This is a genomic window from Tepidimonas thermarum, from assembly GCF_007556705.1.
Classification (GTDB): Bacteria; Pseudomonadota; Gammaproteobacteria; order Burkholderiales; family Burkholderiaceae_C; genus Tepidimonas; species Tepidimonas thermarum.
This window is the reverse complement of the sequence record NZ_VJOL01000024.1, coordinates 1-19,276: the sequence shown is the minus strand read 5'-3', so window position 1 is coordinate 19,276 and position 19,276 is coordinate 1. Positions and strand designations below refer to the sequence as shown.

The window sequence follows — 19,276 nt, the reverse complement described above, 5'->3', positions numbered from 1 at the left end:
GCGCGTTGCCGCCGAAAGGACCCGGCCATGGCCCTGATGATCACCGACGAGTGCATCAACTGCGACGTGTGCGAACCCGAGTGCCCCAACCAGGCCATCTCGATGGGGGAGGACCACTACGTCATCGATCCGCGGCGGTGCACCGAATGTGTGGGGCATTTCGACGAACCCCAGTGCGTGCAGGTGTGTCCGGTGAATTGCATCCCCGTGCACCCGGAGCATGTGGAAGACCGCGAAACCCTGTGGCAGAAGTACCGCCGCTTGCACGCGCAGCGCACGCCAGCGGCGGGCGTGGCCGCAGCCGACGTCGCTGCCGCCGCTGCCGGGACGCCCTCGCCGTGAGACGGTCGGCCTGACGTCGCCTTTGGGGGGGGCCGTTGGTGGCGCCGTTGGGGCGCGTGCCGCCCCTCAAGCCGGGGCACCGTCGGCGTTGGGCGCCTGTGGCGCTCGCGCGGGCTTGGGGCGCGGGGGTTGGCTGGTGTGGATGGCGGCGGTGGCCTTGGCGACGTCGCCAGCCAGCAACAGGGGTAGGGCGCGCGCGGCGCGATCGACGGCGCGTTCGATGGCGTCGCGCTGGTCCGCAGGCGGCTTGCGCAGCACCCAGTTGGCGACTTCGGCCTTGACGCCCGGGTGTCCGATGCCCAGCCGCAGCCGCCAATAGTCGGCACTGCCGAGTTGGGCATGGATGTCGCGCAGCCCGTTGTGGCCTGCGTGACCGCCGCCGCGTTTGAGGCGGGCGTCACCGGGCGGCAGGTCGAGTTCGTCGTGGGCGACCAGAACCTCGTCCGGCGCGATTTTGTAAAAGCGCGCCAGCGCCGCCACGGCTTGCCCCGAGCGGTTCATGTAGGTGGTGGGTTTGAGCAACCACAGCGGCTGGCCCTGCACGTTGGTGCGCGCCACCAGGCCAAAGCAGCTGCGCTCGGGGTGCAGGGTCACGCGCAGGTCCTGCGCAACGCGGTCGAGCCACCACCAGCCAGCGTTGTGGCGGGTGTCTTCGTACTCGGGGCCAGGGTTGCCCAGGCCGACCAGCAGCTTGATCATGTTCGGGCGTGACAGCACGGGACGGGCCGGCTGCGCCTCGGATCATGGGCGCACCGATGGTCGGCCCGCGGGCATCACTTCTTGCCCTTCTTGCCCTTCTTGTCGTCGGCAGCGGCGGCCTGCGGGGCGGCGACCACTTCTTCCACCGGTTCGACCACGGTGGCAATCGTGGGGTTGGGCTTGCCGTGCGTGACGACCTTGATGCCCGCTGCCAGCTTCAGATCGCTCACGTGCAGGCTCTGGCCCTTGTGCAGGTTGCCCAGGTCGACTTCGATGAAGTCCGGCAGCTGGGTGGCCAGGCACTCGATTTCGAGTTCGGTGGCGACGTGGTTGATCAGGCACTTGTCGGCTTTGACCGCCGGGCTGTTGTCGGCGTTGACGAAGTGCAGCGGCACCTTCTTGCGCAGACGGGTGTTTTCATCGACGCGCTGGAAGTCCACGTGCAGGACCTGCGGCTTGAACGGGTGGTACTGGACATCGCGCAGCACGACCTTGGTGGTCTGGCCGCCGAGTTCCATGTCCAGCACGGAGGTGTGGAAGGCCTCCTTCTGCACGGCTTGCCACAGCGCGTTGTGGTCCAGCTCGATGTTTTGCGGGGCCGCATTGCCCCCGTACACCACGCCCGGCACCTTGCCGGCTTTGCGCAGGCGGCGGCTCGCACCCGTGCCCTGCGTTTGACGCTCGAAAGCGGTAAATTTCATCTCGACACTCCACTGTGGGGACGGCCGCGACCAGCGCGTCCCATTGCTACGAAAACGCCGCCCCGACGGGCGGCCAACACAGCCGCCCCAGGGGCGGCACGGCCATCCAGTCCCGCAGGCGCGGCCGCGCCCTCAGGCCTGGATCTCCGATTCGGCAAACAGGCTCATCACCGACTCGCCACTGGCGATGCGCGCGACGGTTTCGGCGATCAGCGGGGCCACGCTGAGCTGGCGGATCTTGCCGCAGGCGCGCGCCGCTTCGCTCAAGGGAATGGTGTTGGTGACCACCAACTCGTCCAGCGCGTCACCTTTGGCCACGCGCTCCACCGCCGGCCCCGACAGGATGGGGTGGGTAACGTAGGCAAATACCTTGGCGGCTCCGCGTGCCTTGAGCACCTCGGCGGCCTTGACCAGCGTGCCAGCGGTGTCCACCATGTCGTCCATGATGACGCAGTGGCGGCCATCGATGTCACCGATGACGTGCATGACTTCGGAGACGTTGGGCTTGGGACGGCGCTTGTCGATGATGGCCATGTCGCAGTCGAGCTGCTTGGCCAGCGCGCGCGCGCGCACCACGCCGCCGACGTCCGGCGAGACGACGAGCAGGTTGGGGTAGTTCTTTTGCCGCAGATCGCCCAGCAGCACCGGGGACGCGTAGATGTTGTCCACCGGGATGTCGAAAAAGCCCTGGATCTGGTCGGCGTGCAAATCCATGGTCAGCACCCGGTCCACGCCGACGACCTGCAGCATGTTGGCCACGACCTTGGCGCTGATGGGCACGCGGCTCGAGCGCGGGCGCCGGTCTTGGCGCGCATAGCCGAAATACGGGATCACCGCCGAGATGCGCGCCGCCGACGCGCGTTTGAGCGCATCGACCATGATGACGAGCTCCATCAGGTTCTCGTTGGTCGGCGGGCAGGTCGGCTGGATGATGAAGACGTCGCGCGCACGCACGTTTTGCCCGATTTCGACGGTGACTTCGCCGTCGGAGAAGCGCCCCACGTGGGCGGCGCCCAGGCTGGTGCCAAGATGGCGCGCGATTTCAGCGGCCAGTGCCGGATTGGCATTGCCGGTGAAAAGCATGAAATCCGGTGCGTGCACTGGCGTCGAATATTCCATGGTGAAACCGGCTTACGGGAAAGGGATTTGGCAGGGGAGGAAGGATTCGAACCCTCGCATGTCGGAATCAAAATCCGATGCCTTAACCAACTTGGCGACTCCCCTACACCGGCTCACCGCAGCATGCGATGCACCGTATGCGGTGTTGCTGGCGTGTGCAGCAACAAGACTCACATTATAGCGTCTTTTTGCCACCCATCCAGCGGATGTTGCTGCAATCCGGCGCAGATTTGCATCTGCCAGCCTGGCGGCCAGGCCGCGCGGCACACCGCATCGATGTCGTCCTCGTCGCGCACGGCCGCGAAGACCGCGCTGCCCGAGCCCGTCATGCGGGGCTGCAGGCCCAGTCGCCCCAGCCGATCCAAGGCATCGACGATGTCTGGACACAGCCGTGCGGCCACCGGTTGCAAGTCGTTGCGGCCCCACAAGCCAACGGGGTTGGCCGTGATCGCCGCAACGAAGTCCTCCATTATAGCGGGTGGCGTGGCGCGTTCCAGGTCATCGGCGTGGTAGATGGCGGCGGTGGCGGTGCCGGCCGGTGGTTTGACGATCACGTAGCGTGCCGCGGGCAGGTCCAGCGGTGTCAAGCGCTCGCCAATGCCCTCGACCCAGGCGTTGCGCCCTCCCAAAAAAAACGGCACGTCCGCCCCCAGGCGCGCGCCCAGCGCGATGAGGGCCTGGCGTGGCCAGTTCAGGCCCCACAAGCGGTTGAGGGCGATCAGCGTGCTGGCGGCGTCGCTGGAGCCGCCCCCCAGCCCGGCCTGTTGCGGGATGCGCTTGTCGAGCACGATGTGCGCGCCGCGGGGACAGCCGCTGGCCTGCTGCAGTGCGCGCGCCGCGCGCAGGCACAGGTCGTCCTGCGGCAGTGGGGGGGAGGTGTCGTCGCGGCGCAGGTCCTCGCGCGAGAGGGCGCCATCGGCGCGCACCTCGATGTGCAGGGTGTCGCACCAGTCCACCAGCCGGAAGACCGACTGCAGCAGGTGGTAGCCGTCGGCGCGCCGTCCGGTGATGTGCAAAAACAGGTTGATCTTGGCCGGAGCCGGTATGTCGAGCAGGCGTTGCATGGTGTCAGGGTTGCCAGAGCAGTCGCAGCTCGGCGGGCGGTGGGGGGGCGGTGCGGCGCGCGCGCAGCCGGCCCTGGGCGTGCTCGCTCAGGTCCACCTCCCAGCCGGCCACTGGCTCGGGGTTGCCGGACCGCCAGGCAAACAGCGCCGTCACCGGCAGGGCAGCGCCGGTCAGCGCCGCTGTCAGCGCTGCCACGCTGTCGTAGCGCTGCGGCGGGGCGTCGGGGCGCTCCAGCCAGGCGCCGCTGGCGTCCCAGCGCACGGTGGCCAGCGTCTGCCCCAACGGGCTGGCCAGTTGCAGCGTACCGCGCTCGGCAGCGCCGTCCAGCTCGAAGAGCGCCGACCAGCGCTGCGGCGGGTCGCTGTCCACGCGCAGCGCCAAGCGGCCGCTCCAGACCGGGGGGGTGGGGGTGGGCGGGCGCGTGGCGCACCCCGCCAGCAGCCCGAGTGCAACGGCCACGGCGACTGCCACACGCCCACCACGCCGCCGCGGCCTGCCACGCAGCACGGCGCGGCGCGTCATGGCTCGACACCCAAACGGCGCAGGGTTTCGGTGAGGGTGCGGTTGCGGCGGTCCAGCTCCAGGCCACGGCGCCAGACCGCGCGCGCCTCGTCGGCCTCGCCCAGCGCCCACAGCACCTCGCCCAGGTGGGCGGCGATTTCCGGGTCGGGGCGCCGCTGCATGGCCTCGGTCAGCAGCCGGCGCGCTTCGGCGGTGTTGCCCAGCCGAAACTCCACCCAGCCCAGGCTGTCGATGATGTAGGCGTCGTCTGGCGCAAGCCGCAGCGCTTGTTCGATGAGGGCCTTGGCCTCCGGCAGCCGCTGGCCGCGGTCGGCCAGTGCGTAGCCGAGGGCGTTGTACGCGTGCGGGTCGTCGGGCTTGCGCGCGATGAGTTCGCGCAGCAGCCGCTCCATGTCGGCGAGCCGATCGAGGCGGTCGGCGGCCATGGCCTGCTCGTACAACAGATCGCTGTCGTCGGGGGCGGCGCGGCGGGCCTGCTCGAGCAGGTCGTAGGCCTCCTGGGCATGGCCGTGGTCGCGCAGCAGGCGCGCTTCGGTGACGCGCTGGCGGCGGTCGTCGGCTGCGTTGGCCGTGGGCAGTTGCAGCACGGCGCGGGCGTCGGCCAGTTGGCCGCGGTCGGCCAGCGCCTGGGCGTAGGCGATGCGCACACGGGGGTCTGCCGCGCTGCCGTCGCGCGTGGCCTGCAGGTGCCGCTGCACCAGCATCTCGGCTTCGGCCGGCCGGTCCTCGAGCAGCGCCAGCGCCAGCAGCGCGCCGCCCGCGGCCCGGGCGTCGGCGCGCAGCGCCTCGCGCGCCGCTTGCAGCGCACCGGCGGTGTCGTCGGCCTGCCGCAGCACCTGGCCCAGCGCGGCCCACGCCGCCGCGGCGGTCGGTGGCCCCTGCAAAAACGGCTCCAGCGCGGTGCGGGCGGCGGCCACCGCCTCCGCTTTGTCGGCCACGCGGGCATAGACCGCGGGCACCAGGGCGATCCGCTCGGCGCGCTGCGCAGGCGGGGTGGCGCGGATCCACTCGCGCAGCAGGGGCCCTGTCTCCCGCACCCGTTGCAGTGCGAGCAGCAGTTGCAGCTCGGTGCGACGCGCATCCTCGTCGCTGGGTAGGGTGGCCTGCCAGTCGCGCGCCGCGGTCAGCGCAGCGTTCGGGGCCCGCCCTTGCAGCGCTATTTCGATGGCGTGCCGAAACAGCGCCGGCTCGCGCAAGCGTTTGGCCGCGTCCAGCACCAGGGAGTACGCCGCGCCCGGGTCCTGGCGGCGCTGCAGTTCGGCCAACAACAGCTGGTAGAACAGCTCGGCATCCAGGGCCGATGCGCTGGCGGCGGGCGCGGCGCTCTCCTGCGACGGCGTGGGCAGCGACTGGGCAGGGGCGGCGGGGGCGAGCAGCCAGCCGGCGAGCAGCCATGGGGTCAGGGGCAGGAGGCGCGGGCGCGGCATGGGTGGTTCCGGTTGGGGCGATGCCCGATTGATCATAATCGAGCGCGTCTGTTCACGTTTGCCACTGCCACGCTGCCATGCCCGAATTGCCCGAAGTCGAAGTGACCCGGCTGCGCATCGCCGAGCGGCTTTCGGGTGCGCGCATCCAGTCGCTGCGGCTGGGGCTGCCGCTGCGGTGGCCGCTGGGGGTGGAGCCTGGGCTCTTGCGTGGGCGCACCATCGGGGCGGTGCGCCGGCGCGGCAAGTACCTGTTGATGGAGCTGGACGCCGGCATGCTCCTGTGGCACCTGGGCATGTCGGGCAGCCTGATGTGGAGCGAGGCACCCGCACCGCCCGGGCGGCACGATCACGTGGATTTGCACACCGACCGCGGCACCTTGCGGCTGCACGACCCGCGCCGTTTTGGCGCCGTGGTGTACGCGCGGGGCGAAGACGATCCGCTGATGCACCGGCTGCTGGGCCACTTGGGCGTGGAGCCGCTGGAGGAGGGGTTTGATCCCGCGCGCTTTCACGCTGCGCTGCGCGGCCGACGCGCCCCCATCAAAGCCGTGTTGCTGGCTGGGGATGTGGTGGTGGGGGTGGGCAACATTTACGCCAGCGAGGCGCTGTTTCGGGCCGGCATACGGCCGACCACCCCCGCCATGCGCCTGAGCCGCGCGCGGGCGGTGCGCCTGCACGCGGCCATCCGCGAGGTGCTGCAGCGCGCGCTGGCCGTAGGCGGCAGCACGTTGCGTGACTTTCGTGTCAACGGCGAGCCGGGTCATTTCCAGCTCGAAATGTGGGTCTATGGCCGCGCTGGACAGCCCTGCCGCGTCTGCGGCACACCGATCCGCGCCATCCGCCAGGGCCAGCGCTCGACCTTTTACTGCCCGCGCTGCCAGGCGCGTTGAGGGGGCCAAGGCATGTCGTTCACCCGCGATTTCGATGCCCACCGGGCCTGGCGCCGCGCGCAGGCCCAGCGCTTGCACACCCTGGCGCAGGCGCTGGCGGCGCGGGATTTGCTCGACGCCGGGCTGCGCGAGCGGCTCGAGCGGTTGCAGCGCCAGCTCGACAGCGACAAGGTGATGGTGGCCTTCGTGGCGGAGTTTTCGCGCGGCAAGTCGGAGCTGATCAACGCGGTGTTTTTTGCCGGCTATGGCCGCCGCATCATGCCGGCGAGCGCCGGGCGCACCACCATGTGCCCCACCGAGCTGGGCTACGACGAGGCCGTGCCGCCGTGCTTGCGGCTGCTGCCGATCGAGACGCGGCTGCAGCCGCAGTCCCTGCTGGAGTGGCGCAGCGCCCCCGAACGCTGGGAGCGCATCGACCTGGACGTCAACGATCCCGAGCAACTCGCGCGCGCCATCGAGAAGGTGGCCGAGGTGCAGCGCGTGCCGATCGAGCAGGCGCGCGCGCTGGGTTTTTGGCACGACGACGCGCCCGAGGACAACCCCCTGCCGGGGCCCGACGGGCTGGTGGAGGTGCCGCGCTGGCGCCACGCGCTCATCAACATGGCGCACCCGCTGCTCAAGCAGGGGCTGGTGGTGCTGGACACGCCCGGGCTCAACGCCATCGGGGCGGAGCCGGAGCTGACCGTGGGCCTGCTGCCGCTGGCGCAGGCCGTGGTGTTCGTGCTCGCGGCCGATGCCGGGGTCAGCAAGTCGGATCTGGCGCTGTGGCGTGAGCACCTGGCTCCTGTGGCCGAGGGCGTCGATACGCGGCTTGTCGTGCTCAACAAAATCGACGTGCTCTGGGATGGGCTGAGCACGCCGGACGCGATCGAGGCGCAGCTCGCGCGCCAGCGCGCCACGACCGCGCAGGTGCTGGGCCTGCAGCCCGAGCAGGTGTTGGCGGTGTCGGCCCAGAAGGGCCTGCTGGCCAAGGTGCGGGGTGACGATGCGCTGCTGGGCGAGAGCCGGTTGCTGGACTTCGAGCGGGCACTGGGCGACGCGGTGCTGCAGCGCCAGCGCGACCTCTTGGGTGGGCGCGTGGAGGCTGCGCTGGCCGGGGTGGTCGCCGAGGTGGAGCGCGGTTGGCGCTTGCGCGCGCGCGAATGGCAGGACCAGATCGAAGAACTCGAGGGCCTGCGCGGCAAAAATGCCACCGTGATCGCGCACATGCGCCGACGCATCGAGCAGGAGCAGCGTGACTTCGACGCCGGCGGTATGCGCATCCAGGCGCTGCGCAGCGTGCATCTGAAGCTGCTGCGCGAGCTGTTTCAGCTGTTGGGCAACCCGTCGCTGCACGCGGGTGTGAACGCGCTGGCGGCGGCGCTGCGCCAGCCGGGGGTCAAATTCGGCATCCGCCGCACGTATGGCGAGGCGTTTGCCCAGCTGCATGCCACGCTCGAGCAGGCCCAGCGCAAAGCCGCCGAGGTGCAGTCGATGCTGCAGGCGTCGTTTCGCAGCCTCAACGCCGAGTATGGCTTTGCGCTGCAACTGCCGGGCGCGCTCGACCTGTCGCCGTTTGCGGCCGAGCTGCGCGAGATCGAGCGCAGCCACGTGCAATACTTGGGGTTGACCAATGCGCTGCGGCTGGCGCAGGCCGAATACGCCGACCGCCTGGCCAAGGCGGTGCTGGGGCGCCTCAAGGTGGTGTTCGATGCCGCCACGGCCGAGGTCGAGTCGTGGAACAAGGCGGCCGCGGCGCAGCTCGACGCCCAGTTGCGCGAACGGCGGCGCCACTTCGCCCGGCGGCTGGAGGCGGTGCACCGCATCGAGGCCGCTGCGGGCTCCCTGGAGGAGCGCATCGCCGAGCTGCAGGCGCAGCGCGATGCAGCGGCGCAGGATGTGCAGGCCTTGCGCGAACTGCTGCTCGACCCATCCGGGGTGCAGCGGGTGGATCCGCCCACCAGCGCGGCAGCGGGCAGCGGCGCATGACCGGCGACGCACCACCCACGGTGAGCGCTGCGCTGCGCACCGGGTTTTTCCCGTCCGTCGTTGCCTGGCAGCGCCGCAGTGGCCGCCACGGGCTGCCCTGGCAGGGCACGCGCGACCCCTATAGCGTCTGGCTGTCGGAGGTCATGCTGCAGCAGACGCAGGTACGCACCGTGCTGGGGTACTACGAGCGCTTCCTGCGCCGGTTCCCGGACGTGCACGCGCTGGCCGCGGCCACGCTGGACGAGGTGTTGGCGCTGTGGAGCGGCCTGGGCTACTACCGCCGGGCGCGCCACCTGCACGCCTGCGCGCAGACGGTGGTGGCGCAGCACGGTGGGCGCTTTCCCACCAGCGCGGCCGCGCTGGCCACGCTGCCCGGCATCGGCGCCTCGACGGCGGCGGCGATCGCCGCGTTTTGTTTTGGCGAGCGATGCTCGATTTTGGACGGCAACGTGCGGCGCGTGCTCGCCCGCGTCCTGGCCGACGACCGCGACCCGGCACACCCCGCCACCCAGCGCGCGTGGTGGACCACTGCGCAGGCGCTGATCCCCGACGACGCGACCGCTGCGGAGATGGCCGCCTACACCCAGGGTTTGATGGACCTGGGGGCGACGGTCTGCACGCGCACGCGCCCGCGTTGCGACGTCTGCCCGGTGGCGGCGCTGTGCGCGGGCCAGGCCAGCGGCGCGCCGACTGCCTGGCCGCGCCGCTCGCCACGTGGCGCGCGCCGGCGCGAGGCGTGGTGCTTGCCGCTGTATGTGCGCAGCGACGGGGCGTGGTGGCTGCAGCGCCGGCCCGATCGCGGCATCTGGGCGGGGCTGTGGGCGCCGCCGGTGCTGGCGCAGGTGGAGGTGCTGGAAGATTGGCTGTGCGCCCAGCCCGCGCTGGCGGCCGAGTGGTGGCCGGCCTTCGACCACACGTTGACGCACCGCGATTTGCGCCTGCAGCCGTTGCTGTGCCGCGTGCCCACGGACAGCGCTGCGGGGCCGGCACCCGCCGCCCCGGGCGTGGTGGCGGATCAGGGGGCCTGGTGGTCCCCGTCCGCGGCGCTGTCGCTGGGGCTGCCGGCGCCGGTGCGCGCCTGGCTCCAGACCCTGGTATCGGGCAGTCGCACATCCAACTCGCGGTGACGGCGCTGCACCGACCATTGGGGCGCAAAATGGGCGGCAAGCCGCTCCACCAGGTACACCGATCGGTGCTGGCCACCCGTGCAGCCGACCGCCACCGTGACGTAGCTGCGGTGGTCGCGCACCATGGCCGGCAGCCAGCGCTCGAGAAAAGCGGTGATCTGCGCCAGCAGCGCAGCCACCTCGGGCTCGGCCGCCAGATAAGCCGCCACCGGCGCATCCAGCCCGGTCAGGGGCCGCAGCTCGGGCTCGTAGTGCGGGTTGGGCAGCATGCGCGCGTCGAACACGAAGTCGGCATCCATCGGGATGCCGCGCTTGAATGCGAAGGATTCGAACACCAGCGACAGCGGCGCTGGGCCGCGCAACAGCAGGGATTTGACCTCGGTGCGCAATTGGGCGGCCTTGAGCTGGCTGGTGTCGATCACGAGCGCACCATCGCGCAAGGTGGCCAGCAGCTCGCGTTCCAGCACCAGCGCGTCCAGCAAGGCGCGGTGCTGATCGGCGCTGTGGCGCACCGACAGTGGGTGCATGCGCCGCGTCTCGGAGTAGCGGCGCACCAGCACGGCGTCGGTGGCGTCCAAAAACAGCACGGTCAGATCGACGCCCTGGTTGCGCAGCGCGCTTAGCCGCTGCGGCAAACCCGGCAACGAGGCCGCGCTGCGCACGTCGATCGCCACCGCCACGCGGTCGGCCTGGTGCCGCCGTTCGACCTCGATGAACGCCTCGAGCAGTTCGGGCGGCAGGTTGTCCACGCAATAAAAGCCGGAGTCTTCGAGCGCGTGCAGGGCGACCGACTTGCCCGAGCCGGACATGCCCGTGATCAGCACGACCTGCAGCGACGGGGGCGGGGATGCCGTGTCAGGCGCGGTGTTCATGGCTGCAGCAGCTCCCGCGCGTGCGAGCGCGATGCCTCCGTGGTGCCGCCGCCCAGCATGCGGGCCAATTCGTCCACCCGCGCCTCGCCGTGCAGCGCGGTGACCCGGCTGACCGTGGTGTGGCCCTCGCGCACCTTGACGACTTGCAGGTGGTGGTGGGCACAGGCGGCCACCTGGGGCAGGTGGGTCACCGCCAGCACCTGCCGGTCCGCCCCCAGGCGCCGCATCAGCTGGCCCACGGTGTGCGCCACCGTGCCGCCGATGCCACTGTCGATCTCGTCGAAGATCAGCGTGGGCGCTTCGCCCAGGGCGCTGGTGACGACGGCAATCGCCAGCGCAATGCGCGAGAGTTCGCCGCCCGAGGCCACTTTGCCCACGGGCCGAGGTGTCACCCCCGCGTGCCCGGCAACCAGGAATTCGACCCGCTCCAGTCCCTGGGCCTGGGGTTGCGGCAGCGGCTCCAGCCGCACCTCGAAGCGACCGCCGGCCATGCCCAGCCCCTGCATGGCCTCGGTGATGGCCGCGCCCAACCGCTCGGCGGCCGGCCGGCGCTGCGCCGAGACGGCTTGCGCCTCGGCCAGGTACGCCTGCTGCGTGCGCTGCACCTGCCGGCGCAGGCCCTCGATGTCGGCCGCCTCCTCCAGCGCGCGCAGGCGCGCTTGCCACTCCTGCCAGCGCTGCGGCAGCGCCTCCGGGGGGCAGCGGTGGCGCCGCGCCAGGCTCAGCCAGCGCGACAGGCGCTCGTCGAGCGCGGCCAGGCTGTCCGGGTCGAGTTCGGTGTGCTGCGCCCGGTGCTGCAGGTCACGGCAGGCGTCGCCAATCTGATCCAGGGCCTGCTGCAACACGTCGGCCACCGCGCCATAGGCCGGGTCGATGTGCTGTTGGTCGCGCAAGACGTGCAAGGCCTGGCCGATGAGCCGCCTGGCGTTGATCTCGTCACCATCGAGCGCGGCCAGGGCGCTGTGCGCGGCATCGATGAGCGTTTGGGCGTGCGCCAGCCGCGCGTGCTGGCGGTTGAGTGCTTCCCACTCGTCGGCACCGGGGGCCAGGCGGGCCACTTCGTCCACCAGCCACTGCAGCCGCTCGCGCTCCTCCTCACGCTGGGTTTGGCCGGCTTCGGCGGCCTCCAGCGCCGCGACAGCCGCCCGCCACGCCGTCCAGGCGGCGTGCAGGGCGGCGGTGTCGATGTGGGCATAGCGGTCCAGCAGCGCGCGCACCGCGTCCGGTCGTGTCAGGCTTTGCCAGGCGTGCTGGCCGTGGATGTCCACCAGCCATTCACCCAGGGCGCGCAGTTGGGCGGCCGTGGCGGGGCTGCCATTGATCCAGCCGCGGCTGCGGCCTTGGGCATCGACCGTGCGGCGCAACAAGACCGGTTCGCCCGGGTTGGCATCAAAGCCGTTGTCGGCCAACCACTCGGTTGCGGCGGTGGGCGCATCGAATTCACCGGCCACCTCGGCGCGGGGCGCGCCTTCACGCACCACGTGCGCCTCGGCACGGCCGCCGAGCAGCAGTTGCAGCGCGTCGATCAGGATTGATTTGCCAGCCCCGGTTTCGCCGGTCAGGGCGGTAAAGCCTGGGCCCAGCTCGAGGTCCAACGCGCGGACGATGACGAAATCGCGTACCGCCAGCCGCAGCCAGCTCATGCTTCGCTCTCCCGTGCCAAGGTCATGCCACGACGCCTTCGTTCCAGTGCAACTTGCGCCGCAGGGTGTCGAAGTAGCTCCAGCCCACCGGGTGCAGCAGCCGCAGCGTGTGCGCGGAGCGGCGCACTGCGATGCGGTCGCGCGGCAGCAGGCTGGTGAAGGTTTGCATGTCGAAATGCGCGCTCGGCTCGCGCCCGGCGACGACTTCGATCGCGATCTCGCCGTCGCTGGGCAGCACGATCGGCCGGTTGGACAGGGTGTGCGGCGCAATCGGCACCATCACCCAGCCGGCAATCGCCGGGTGCAGCAGCGGGCCACCGGCCGACAGCGCGTAGGCGGTGGACCCCGTGGGCGACGCGATGATGAGCCCGTCGGCGCGTTGGTTGGCGACGAAGTGGCCATCCACCTCGACGCGCAGCTCCACCATGCTCGGCGCACCGCCGCGGTTGACCACCACGTCGTTCATGGCAACGGTGCGAAACACGCAGTCGCCATCGCGCCACACGCCGGCTTCCATGAGGTTGCGGCGCTCTTCCTCGTAGGCGCCACGCAGCATGGGGGCCAGGATGGCGGCAAAGCCCTCGAAGGGGATGTCGGTGATGAACCCCAGACGCCCCTGGTTGATGCCGATCAGCGGCACCCCACACGGCCCCAGTTGGCGGCCCACGCCGAGCATGGTGCCGTCGCCGCCCACCACCAGCGCCAGGTCGCAGTGCACGCCCATGCCGGCGACGTCCAGTGTGCCGTCGCCCATGGCGCCGATGTGGTGCGCGGTGTCGCGCTCCAGGAACACCTCGCACCCCTGCTCATGCAGAAAGTGCACCACGCGCTCCAGGGCGTCGCGGCTGCCGCCGGCGTGGTGTTTGCCCACCAGCCCCACGCGGCGAAAGCGCAGCGCGGCATCGGGCTCGGCGGGCAGCGCAGCGGGTGGGGTGGGCGCGGCGTGGGAATTCATGCTCAAATTACAACATGGGATTCTGACGGTACGACGATGTTAGACGAGCGTTCCAAGCTGCTGCTCAAGGCGTTGGTCGAGCGCTACATAGCCGATGGCCAGCCGGTGGGATCGCGCACGCTGTCCAAGGCGGCGGGGTTGGACCTGTCGCCGGCGACCATCCGCAACGTGATGAGCGATCTGGAGGAGCTGGGCCTGGTGGCCAGCCCGCACACCTCGGCCGGTCGCGTGCCCACGCCGCGGGGGTATCGCTACTTCGTGGACACCATGCTGACGGTGCGCCGTGCCGAGCTGCCGGCGATCGACGCGCTGTCGACGCCCGCGCTGGCGGCGGACCAGCCGCGCCAGGTGCTCAACCAGGCGGCGCAGTTGTTGTCGCAGCTGTCGCACTTCGTTGGGGTGGTGCGGGTGCCGCGCCGGCCGGTGGTGTTTCGGCACATCGAGTTTTTGCGCCTGTCCGAGCGGCGCGTGCTGGTCATCCTGGTGTCGCCCGATGGCGAAGTGCAAAACCGCATCCTGCACCCCAGCACCGAATTGACCCAGGATCAGCTGCAGACGGCGGCCAACTACCTCAACGCGCACTACGCCGGCCTGACGCTGGACGCGGTGCGCGAGCGCCTGCGCCACGAGGTCGATGCGCTGCGCGGCGAGATTGCCGGCCTGATGATCAAGGCCGTGGAGGAAAGCCGCGCGGCGGCCGAGGGGGACGATGTCGTCATCGCCGGCGAGCGCAACCTGCTCGAAGTGGACGACTTTGCGCGCGACATGGGCAATTTGCGCAAGCTGTTCGACCTGTTCGAGCAAAAAACCCAGGTCATGCGGCTGCTCGACATTTCCAGCCAGGCCGACGGGGTGCGCATCTTCATCGGCGGCGAAAGCCAGGTGGTGCCCTACGAGGAACTGTCGGTGGTCAGCGCGCCGTACGAGGTCGATGGCGAGGTCGTGGGCACGCTGGGGGTGATCGGCCCGCAGCGCATGCCCTACGACCGCATGATCCAAATCGTGGACATCACGGCCAAGCTGGTGGGCAATGCGCTGAGCCAGACACGCGGCGAGTGATGGTCCCGCGCCCAAGCGGCCGCTGCAACAGGCGTGCAGGCGCGGCGCGCTGGGGGCGCGGTGCCTTCAGGGCGTGGGGGGCTCGTCGGCCGCGTCGTCTTCGACGCTCAGCCAGTCGGCAGCGCCGGAGGGTGATGCGCTCGGGTCCGGCAGCGCTTCCACACCGCGCAGCCTGCGCTCGATCGCACGCGTGCGCACGCCGATGTCGCTGAATTTTTTGGCCGCACTGTCGATCGAGCGGCGCGTGGCTTCGATGGTGTCGCCAAACTTGCGAAACTCCGTCTTGACGCTGGCCAGCAGCTGCCAGACCTCGGACGAGCGTTTTTCGATGGCGAGGGTGCGAAACCCCAGGCGCAGGCTGTTGAGCATGGCCGCCAGCGTGGTGGGCCCGGCCACCACGACGCGAAAGTCGTTTTGCAGCGTCTCGACCATGCCGGGGATGCGGCAGACCTCGGCAAACAAGCCCTCCGTGGGCACGAACAGAATGGCAAAGTCGGTCGTGCGCGGGGGGCTGACGTATTTTTCGCGGATCTTGCGCGCCTCGTTTTTGAGCGCGCTGGCAAACGCCGCCGTGGCTTTTTGCACCAGCTCCTTGTCGCCGCTGTCGTGCGCATCGAGCAGACGCTGGTAGTCCTCCACCGGGTATTTGGAGTCGATCGGCAGCCACACCGTGTCGTGGTCGTGCCGACCGGGCATTTTGATGGCGTACTCCACCAGGTCCGCGCTGCCTTCCACCGTGCGCACGTTGCGGTCGTACTGCTCGGCGGTCAACAGGTTTTCGATGATGGCGCCAAGCTGCACCTCGCCCCAGGTGCCGCGCGTGCGCACATTGGTCATGACGCGTTTGAGGTCGCCCACGCTGCCGGCGAGGGTCTTCATCTCGCCCAGGCCGGCGTGCACCTGTTCCAGCCGCTCGCTGACCAGCCGGAACGACTCGCCCAGGCGCTGCTCCAGCGTCGCGTGCAGCTTTTCGTCGACGGTGCGGCGCATCTCCTCCAGCTTGGCCGTGTTGTCGGCCTGGATCGCGGCCAGGCGCTCGTTGAGCGCTTGGCGCAGTTGCTCGGCGTTGTGCTGCGTCCCCTCGGCCATGCTGCGCAGCTGCTGGGCAACGGAGGCCTGCAGCGCGGTAAATTGGCCGTGCAGCAGTTGGCCCAGCGTCTCGAGCTGGCCCTTGAGCGCGGCGGACAGCGAGGCCTGTTGAGCGGTTTGGGCCTGGGTGGCTTCGGCCAGCCGCCCCAGCAGCGCCTGTTGCAGCGAGTCGAAGCGCTGGGTCATCGACGCGTCGAACGCCCCGATGCGTTGTTCCAGCCGCCCCTGCAGTGCACCAAACGCCGTACTCAGCTCGACGCGCCCAGCGCGCGCATCCGCCATGGCCTTGTTCAACCCGTCGTCCAAGGTTTGGCGCATATCGCCCAGCACCTGGTGCGTGGCGTGGACAAAGTCGCGCAGCTGCGTGTCCAGCCGCTCCACGCCCGTGTCGGTGCGGATGCTGGTCTGCGTCAGGCTGTGCAGTTGTTGCTCGACCAGGCCCAGCCGCGCGTCCAGGTCGGGTGGCGTCTCGAGGCGCGGTTTGCGCAGCAGCAGGATCAACAGCAAAACGGCGTTGAGCAGGCCCAGACCAAGGGCGGCAACGAGCAAAGTGTCTGGCGTCATGAAGGGGATGGGGGTGTGATACGGGACACCCGCCAGGCACCCGGTGGGGGCATGCTGCACGGGCGGTCAAGCCATAAGCGTAGACCATTTGGTGCCGCCCGGGTGAGCCATCCGCCCCCTGCCGATCGCCAAGACCGGGGGCTTGGCTAGAATCGCGGGCTTGGGAGGGCCGTTAGCTCAGTTGGTCAGAGCAGGGGACTCATAATCCCATCATCGTGGGACTTGATTTTCCGAAACCAGCCATTGCAAGCCCTTGTCGTGATTGGAGATTTTTCGGCGACATGCGGTGTGCAGTGCCTTGGAGGCGTTAATGTTGCGCAGCTTGTTGCGCAGCTCGCCTCGATGACCCCCGCAGGACTCCCCCCTCCCGGTGGGCCCAGGGGCCTCGCTCGCCCAGAGACCGGGCCACTGAGGCCAGTCGCTGGGTTTCGGGTACCGAGCGCCCAGCGGGAGACAGCCGCGCAACAGCGCCTCGCGCACGCCCCCCAGCGGTTTGTGCGTGCGCTCAGCGCTTAGCGAGACCTGCCGGGCCCCGTACGCCGCGAATCCGGCCACTCTCCTGGTCTTGGAGAGGTGTCATGTGGGCTATCTTTTCCTTGCCATCGCGCCCTAGCGACTGGCCTGTCGGGCATTTTGATGCCCGAAATTCCCCGACTCTAAATTCGCCGCCCGCCGTCGGGACCGATGACCTGGGGTGCCTTAAAAATCCCCGTGCCGGGGGTCACTACACGCAGCTCCTTCACTTTTTTTCAAGGAGTTGTTTCGTGTTTTCGACAGTTACCAAGACCTGCCTGGTCTCTGTCTTTTCTTCTGACCTGCGGGAGGGCTGCTGAGATGGCCCGCACTCACAAACGCCCCCGTCCGCGCAAGCGCGACAAAACCTGGCTCGCTCAAGTCACCATGGCCGACGGCAAGCGCTTGAGCGCCACATTTGACACGTTCCGCGAGGCCGATGACTGGATTGGCGACAAGCTCAGGGAGCGCGACTCTGGCAGGGTCGCAGCGCTGGACGGTCCGCGCAGGACCACACTGGCAGCGGCTTTGGCGTTTTACGCCCAAACCATCACCGTGCGCAAAAAGGGCGCCGGGCGCGAGCTCGGCCGCATCAACCGCTACCTCAGGGCAGCCGGGCTGGCCCCATTGGCCTTGCGCACGGACGACATGGGTCATACCCACTTGGTGAGCGCCGACGAGTCCAGCGCTGACCACCCTTTCCAGCGCCGGGTCAGGGCGCTCAACGCGCAGCGACCCCGAACGCTCGCCTGTATCGAGGCGTTGGCCAACAAGCCGTGCAGCGATATACAGCCCAGCGACATCGACCACTTCGTCTCAGTGATGGCCATGGAAAAACTGGGCAATGCCTCGATTCGCCTGGAGCTCGCGCTCTTGAGTCACTTGTTCAACGTCGCGCGCACCAAATGGAGCTGGTCCGACCTGAAGAACCCGACCGATAACGTCGTCGTCCAGCCGGGTGGCCTGCGCTTTGTGCAAATCAAAGAGAGCGAGTATCTGCGTATCGTCGAGCTCGCGCAGCAAGCCGACAACCCGTATCTCGCCGCCGCCGTGGTGCTGGCCCTGGAGACCGCATTGCGCAAAAGCACGATGCGGCAGTTGACCTGGGACCAAATTGACCTGGAGACCCGGGTGTTCTACGGGGACACCAAAGGCGGGGAGGCCGCGATTCCGCTGAGCCAAACCGCCGTTGAGACCCTGAGCCTTCTCAAGAGGACTTCCGGCGCCAGTGGCAGCGACCGCGTACTGCCCGTCTCCGAGTCGGCACTGCACCAAGCGTGGAAGCGCGTTCGAGACAAAGCCGGACTGCCGCAGCTGCAGTTCCGCGATTTGCGGCACGTACTCCCGACGCTGTTGGCACGCAACAAGGTGAATCAGCATGTTATACAGCAGGTGCTGGGGCACAGGACCTCTTTCATGGCCAAGCACTACGTCAATCTGGTCAAAGACGATGCGCTCAAAGCGCTTGATGAGGTCAGGCCACTGGACAAGAACGTCATGGCCCTGCTGCCGAGCACACCGCTGCAGATGGACGTCGGGCAGCGGCGCGTGCGGCGCCTGAACGCGCGTGGCGTCGGCTCGAGCCACAGCACTGCTGCGCCGTCGGACGCGGCTGCACAGGCCGAGGCGGGTCAAGCTCAAGAGCGTGCGGCGCAAAGGGGGCTTGTCACCCCAACGCCCGACAGCAATGTCGTGCACGTGGCGTTCGGTGCTTCCCCCAGCCGCAAGCGCGTCTGAGTCCAGGTACGGTGCTTCGCCGTGAGGGGGCAGGCCCAGGGCAGGGGCCTGCCCCCTTTCCTTTTTCACACGATTGAGGGCCAAGGCGGATGTCGGATGTCCGCTCGCGCGGCAGTGGGTTGTGCATGCCCGAGGCCAGCGGCATGGTCACCTGTCTCTAGCAGTACGGGTATGGGCTCCAGACGCTCATTAAGTTTCACAACGTCCCGCATCAGCCGGCGCAGCTGATGAAGACCGACCGACTGCTGGCCGTTCTTCTGAAGATTGACGGCCCAGGGATGAGCACCTCTACAGGGACGGTTGGAGCGTTGTCGACGTACTCATGGTGCCCGACCCAATGCTGCTGAAGCGGGAGCAAAGGGCCGGGGCACGCCTGTGATGAGCAGGTTATGCGTTCGCCTTGCCGACTGTCACCGACGCTGCCACCCCATAGCCATTCGGGATGGGGTGGCGGCCCCTGCCCGGGGGCATGGCCGCCAGCCGTCCCACGATGCGGTACAGAGGCTCAATCAGATGCGGGACCGCGTCCAAACGGGCGTCTCCAGTACTGGGTGCCGGTTCAGGGGGCGTCCTCCTTGCAGGCCGTGTTCACCTTCATGTTTGAGCAGGGGATTCAGCCATGGCGGCGGGAGCAGTCGCCATGGCCGCGGGAGGGGGCCGCACTCAGATGACGTTGCGGCGGCGGCTGGAGGCTGGCACCCACTCCCGTTGCTTGGTCAAGGCGCACCCTAGCCACTTCTCCACGACGTCGCTCGCCCAGACCACGCGCTTGCCAATGCGCAGCGGCGGCGGAAATTTTCCGGCTGCCACGAGCTTCTCCAAGGTGCGCTCGCTCACCTGCAGATGTTGGGACAGCTGATTGTGCAACCTCTTTTCTGTAAATTTCCGGTTGGGTGGTCATGACAACCGGGTTACAGGTTGAAGTTGAGATAGACCTTGCCGGTCAGCCACTCGTCGTCGAGTTCGGCGAGCATTGCGGAAACC

At 69.1% G+C, this 19,276-nt stretch carries 16 protein-coding genes, 1 tRNA gene and 1 pseudogene; 6 read left to right on the top strand and 12 right to left on the bottom strand.

Annotation, left to right across the window (positions count from 1 at the left end; genetic code table 11):
* Window positions 1–27 precede the first annotated feature (27 nt).
* Entirely contained in the window at window positions 28–342 is a 315-nt protein-coding gene (locus Tther_RS07275) for a YfhL family 4Fe-4S dicluster ferredoxin (RefSeq protein WP_143902399.1), read from the top strand.
* Window positions 343–408: 66 nt separating this feature from the next.
* Here Tther_RS07275 and pth read toward each other — a convergent pair whose 3' ends face one another.
* The 7 genes from pth to Tther_RS07240 all read right to left on the bottom strand — a co-directional run bounded on the left by pth (window position 409) and on the right by Tther_RS07240 (window position 5,875).
* Window positions 409–1,041, bottom strand: coding sequence for an aminoacyl-tRNA hydrolase (gene pth, locus Tther_RS07270; protein WP_143902397.1), 633 nt, complete (start codon window positions 1,039–1,041; stop codon window positions 409–411).
* A 74-nt stretch (window positions 1,042–1,115) separates the two neighbouring features.
* Window positions 1,116–1,742, bottom strand: coding sequence for a 50S ribosomal protein L25/general stress protein Ctc (locus Tther_RS07265; RefSeq protein ID WP_143902395.1), 627 nt, complete (start codon window positions 1,740–1,742; stop codon window positions 1,116–1,118).
* Between the two features lie 132 nt (window positions 1,743–1,874).
* Window positions 1,875–2,861 carry a ribose-phosphate pyrophosphokinase gene (locus Tther_RS07260; RefSeq protein WP_143902393.1) on the bottom strand — a complete coding sequence of 329 codons (987 nt, stop codon included), beginning with the start codon at window positions 2,859–2,861 and terminating at the stop codon, window positions 1,875–1,877.
* A 28-nt stretch (window positions 2,862–2,889) separates the two neighbouring features.
* A tRNA-Gln gene (locus Tther_RS07255) sits at window positions 2,890–2,966 on the bottom strand.
* A gap of 65 nt (window positions 2,967–3,031) precedes the next feature.
* Window positions 3,032–3,925, bottom strand: a complete 894-nt coding sequence (gene ispE, locus Tther_RS07250) for a 4-(cytidine 5'-diphospho)-2-C-methyl-D-erythritol kinase (protein WP_143902391.1) — start codon at window positions 3,923–3,925, stop codon at window positions 3,032–3,034.
* A gap of 4 nt (window positions 3,926–3,929) precedes the next feature.
* Entirely contained in the window at window positions 3,930–4,448 is a 519-nt protein-coding gene (locus Tther_RS07245) for a lipoprotein insertase outer membrane protein LolB (RefSeq protein ID WP_143902389.1), read from the bottom strand.
* Complete coding sequence (locus tag Tther_RS07240) at window positions 4,445–5,875, bottom strand: tetratricopeptide repeat protein (RefSeq protein WP_143902387.1); 1,431 nt, start codon at window positions 5,873–5,875, stop codon at window positions 4,445–4,447. Before Tther_RS07240 ends, Tther_RS07245 begins: the two co-directional genes overlap by 4 nt.
* Window positions 5,876–5,952: 77 nt before the next feature.
* Here Tther_RS07240 and mutM point away from each other — a divergent pair, with 77 nt between their 5' ends.
* The 3 genes from mutM to mutY are packed head-to-tail and all read left to right on the top strand — an operon-like array spanning window position 5,953 to window position 9,860.
* Window positions 5,953–6,765 (top strand): bifunctional DNA-formamidopyrimidine glycosylase/DNA-(apurinic or apyrimidinic site) lyase, encoded by an 813-nt coding sequence (gene mutM, locus Tther_RS07235; protein WP_143902385.1) that lies wholly within the window; start codon window positions 5,953–5,955, stop codon window positions 6,763–6,765.
* A gap of 12 nt (window positions 6,766–6,777) precedes the next feature.
* On the top strand, window positions 6,778–8,733 hold the full coding sequence (locus Tther_RS07230) for a dynamin family protein (protein WP_143902383.1): 1,956 nt from the start codon (window positions 6,778–6,780) through the stop codon (window positions 8,731–8,733).
* Window positions 8,730–9,860: an A/G-specific adenine glycosylase gene (gene mutY, locus Tther_RS07225; RefSeq protein ID WP_143902381.1), complete on the top strand. Its 1,131-nt coding sequence runs from the start codon at window positions 8,730–8,732 to the stop codon at window positions 9,858–9,860. Before Tther_RS07230 ends, mutY begins: the two co-directional genes overlap by 4 nt.
* On the opposite strand, the pseudogene rapZ reads toward mutY, so the two are convergent.
* The 3 genes and pseudogenes from rapZ to Tther_RS07210 form a co-directional block, all read right to left on the bottom strand.
* Window positions 9,845–10,732 (bottom strand): annotated as a pseudogene (gene rapZ / locus Tther_RS07220) (RNase adapter RapZ); the annotation flags it as partial. The gene mutY and the pseudogene rapZ overlap by 16 nt on opposite strands.
* The gene (gene recN / locus Tther_RS07215; RefSeq protein WP_143902377.1) at window positions 10,729–12,375 is read right to left on the bottom strand and encodes a DNA repair protein RecN; all 1,647 of its coding nucleotides are present in this window, start codon (window positions 12,373–12,375) and stop codon (window positions 10,729–10,731) included. The gene recN and the pseudogene rapZ, both read right to left, overlap by 4 nt.
* A 22-nt stretch (window positions 12,376–12,397) precedes the next feature.
* Entirely contained in the window at window positions 12,398–13,330 is a 933-nt protein-coding gene (locus tag Tther_RS07210) for an NAD kinase (protein ID WP_143902376.1), read from the bottom strand.
* Between the two features lie 36 nt (window positions 13,331–13,366).
* Here Tther_RS07210 and hrcA point away from each other — a divergent pair, with 36 nt between their 5' ends.
* Complete coding sequence (gene hrcA, locus Tther_RS07205) at window positions 13,367–14,389, top strand: heat-inducible transcriptional repressor HrcA (protein ID WP_143902374.1); 1,023 nt, start codon at window positions 13,367–13,369, stop codon at window positions 14,387–14,389.
* Between the two features lie 66 nt (window positions 14,390–14,455).
* Here the strand turns inward: hrcA and Tther_RS07200 are convergent, their stop codons facing one another.
* Window positions 14,456–16,042: a DNA recombination protein RmuC gene (locus Tther_RS07200; protein ID WP_143902372.1), complete on the bottom strand. Its 1,587-nt coding sequence runs from the start codon at window positions 16,040–16,042 to the stop codon at window positions 14,456–14,458.
* A gap of 834 nt (window positions 16,043–16,876) precedes the next feature.
* On the opposite strand from Tther_RS07200, the gene Tther_RS07195 reads away from it, so the two are divergent.
* Window positions 16,877–18,292: a site-specific integrase gene (locus Tther_RS07195; protein ID WP_185975031.1), complete on the top strand. Its 1,416-nt coding sequence runs from the start codon at window positions 16,877–16,879 to the stop codon at window positions 18,290–18,292.
* A 663-nt stretch (window positions 18,293–18,955) separates the two neighbouring features.
* Here the strand turns inward: Tther_RS07195 and Tther_RS07190 are convergent.
* The gene (locus Tther_RS07190; protein WP_143902368.1) at window positions 18,956–19,159 is read right to left on the bottom strand and encodes a helix-turn-helix domain-containing protein; all 204 of its coding nucleotides are present in this window, start codon (window positions 19,157–19,159) and stop codon (window positions 18,956–18,958) included.
* Between the last annotated feature and the right edge of the window lie 117 nt (window positions 19,160–19,276).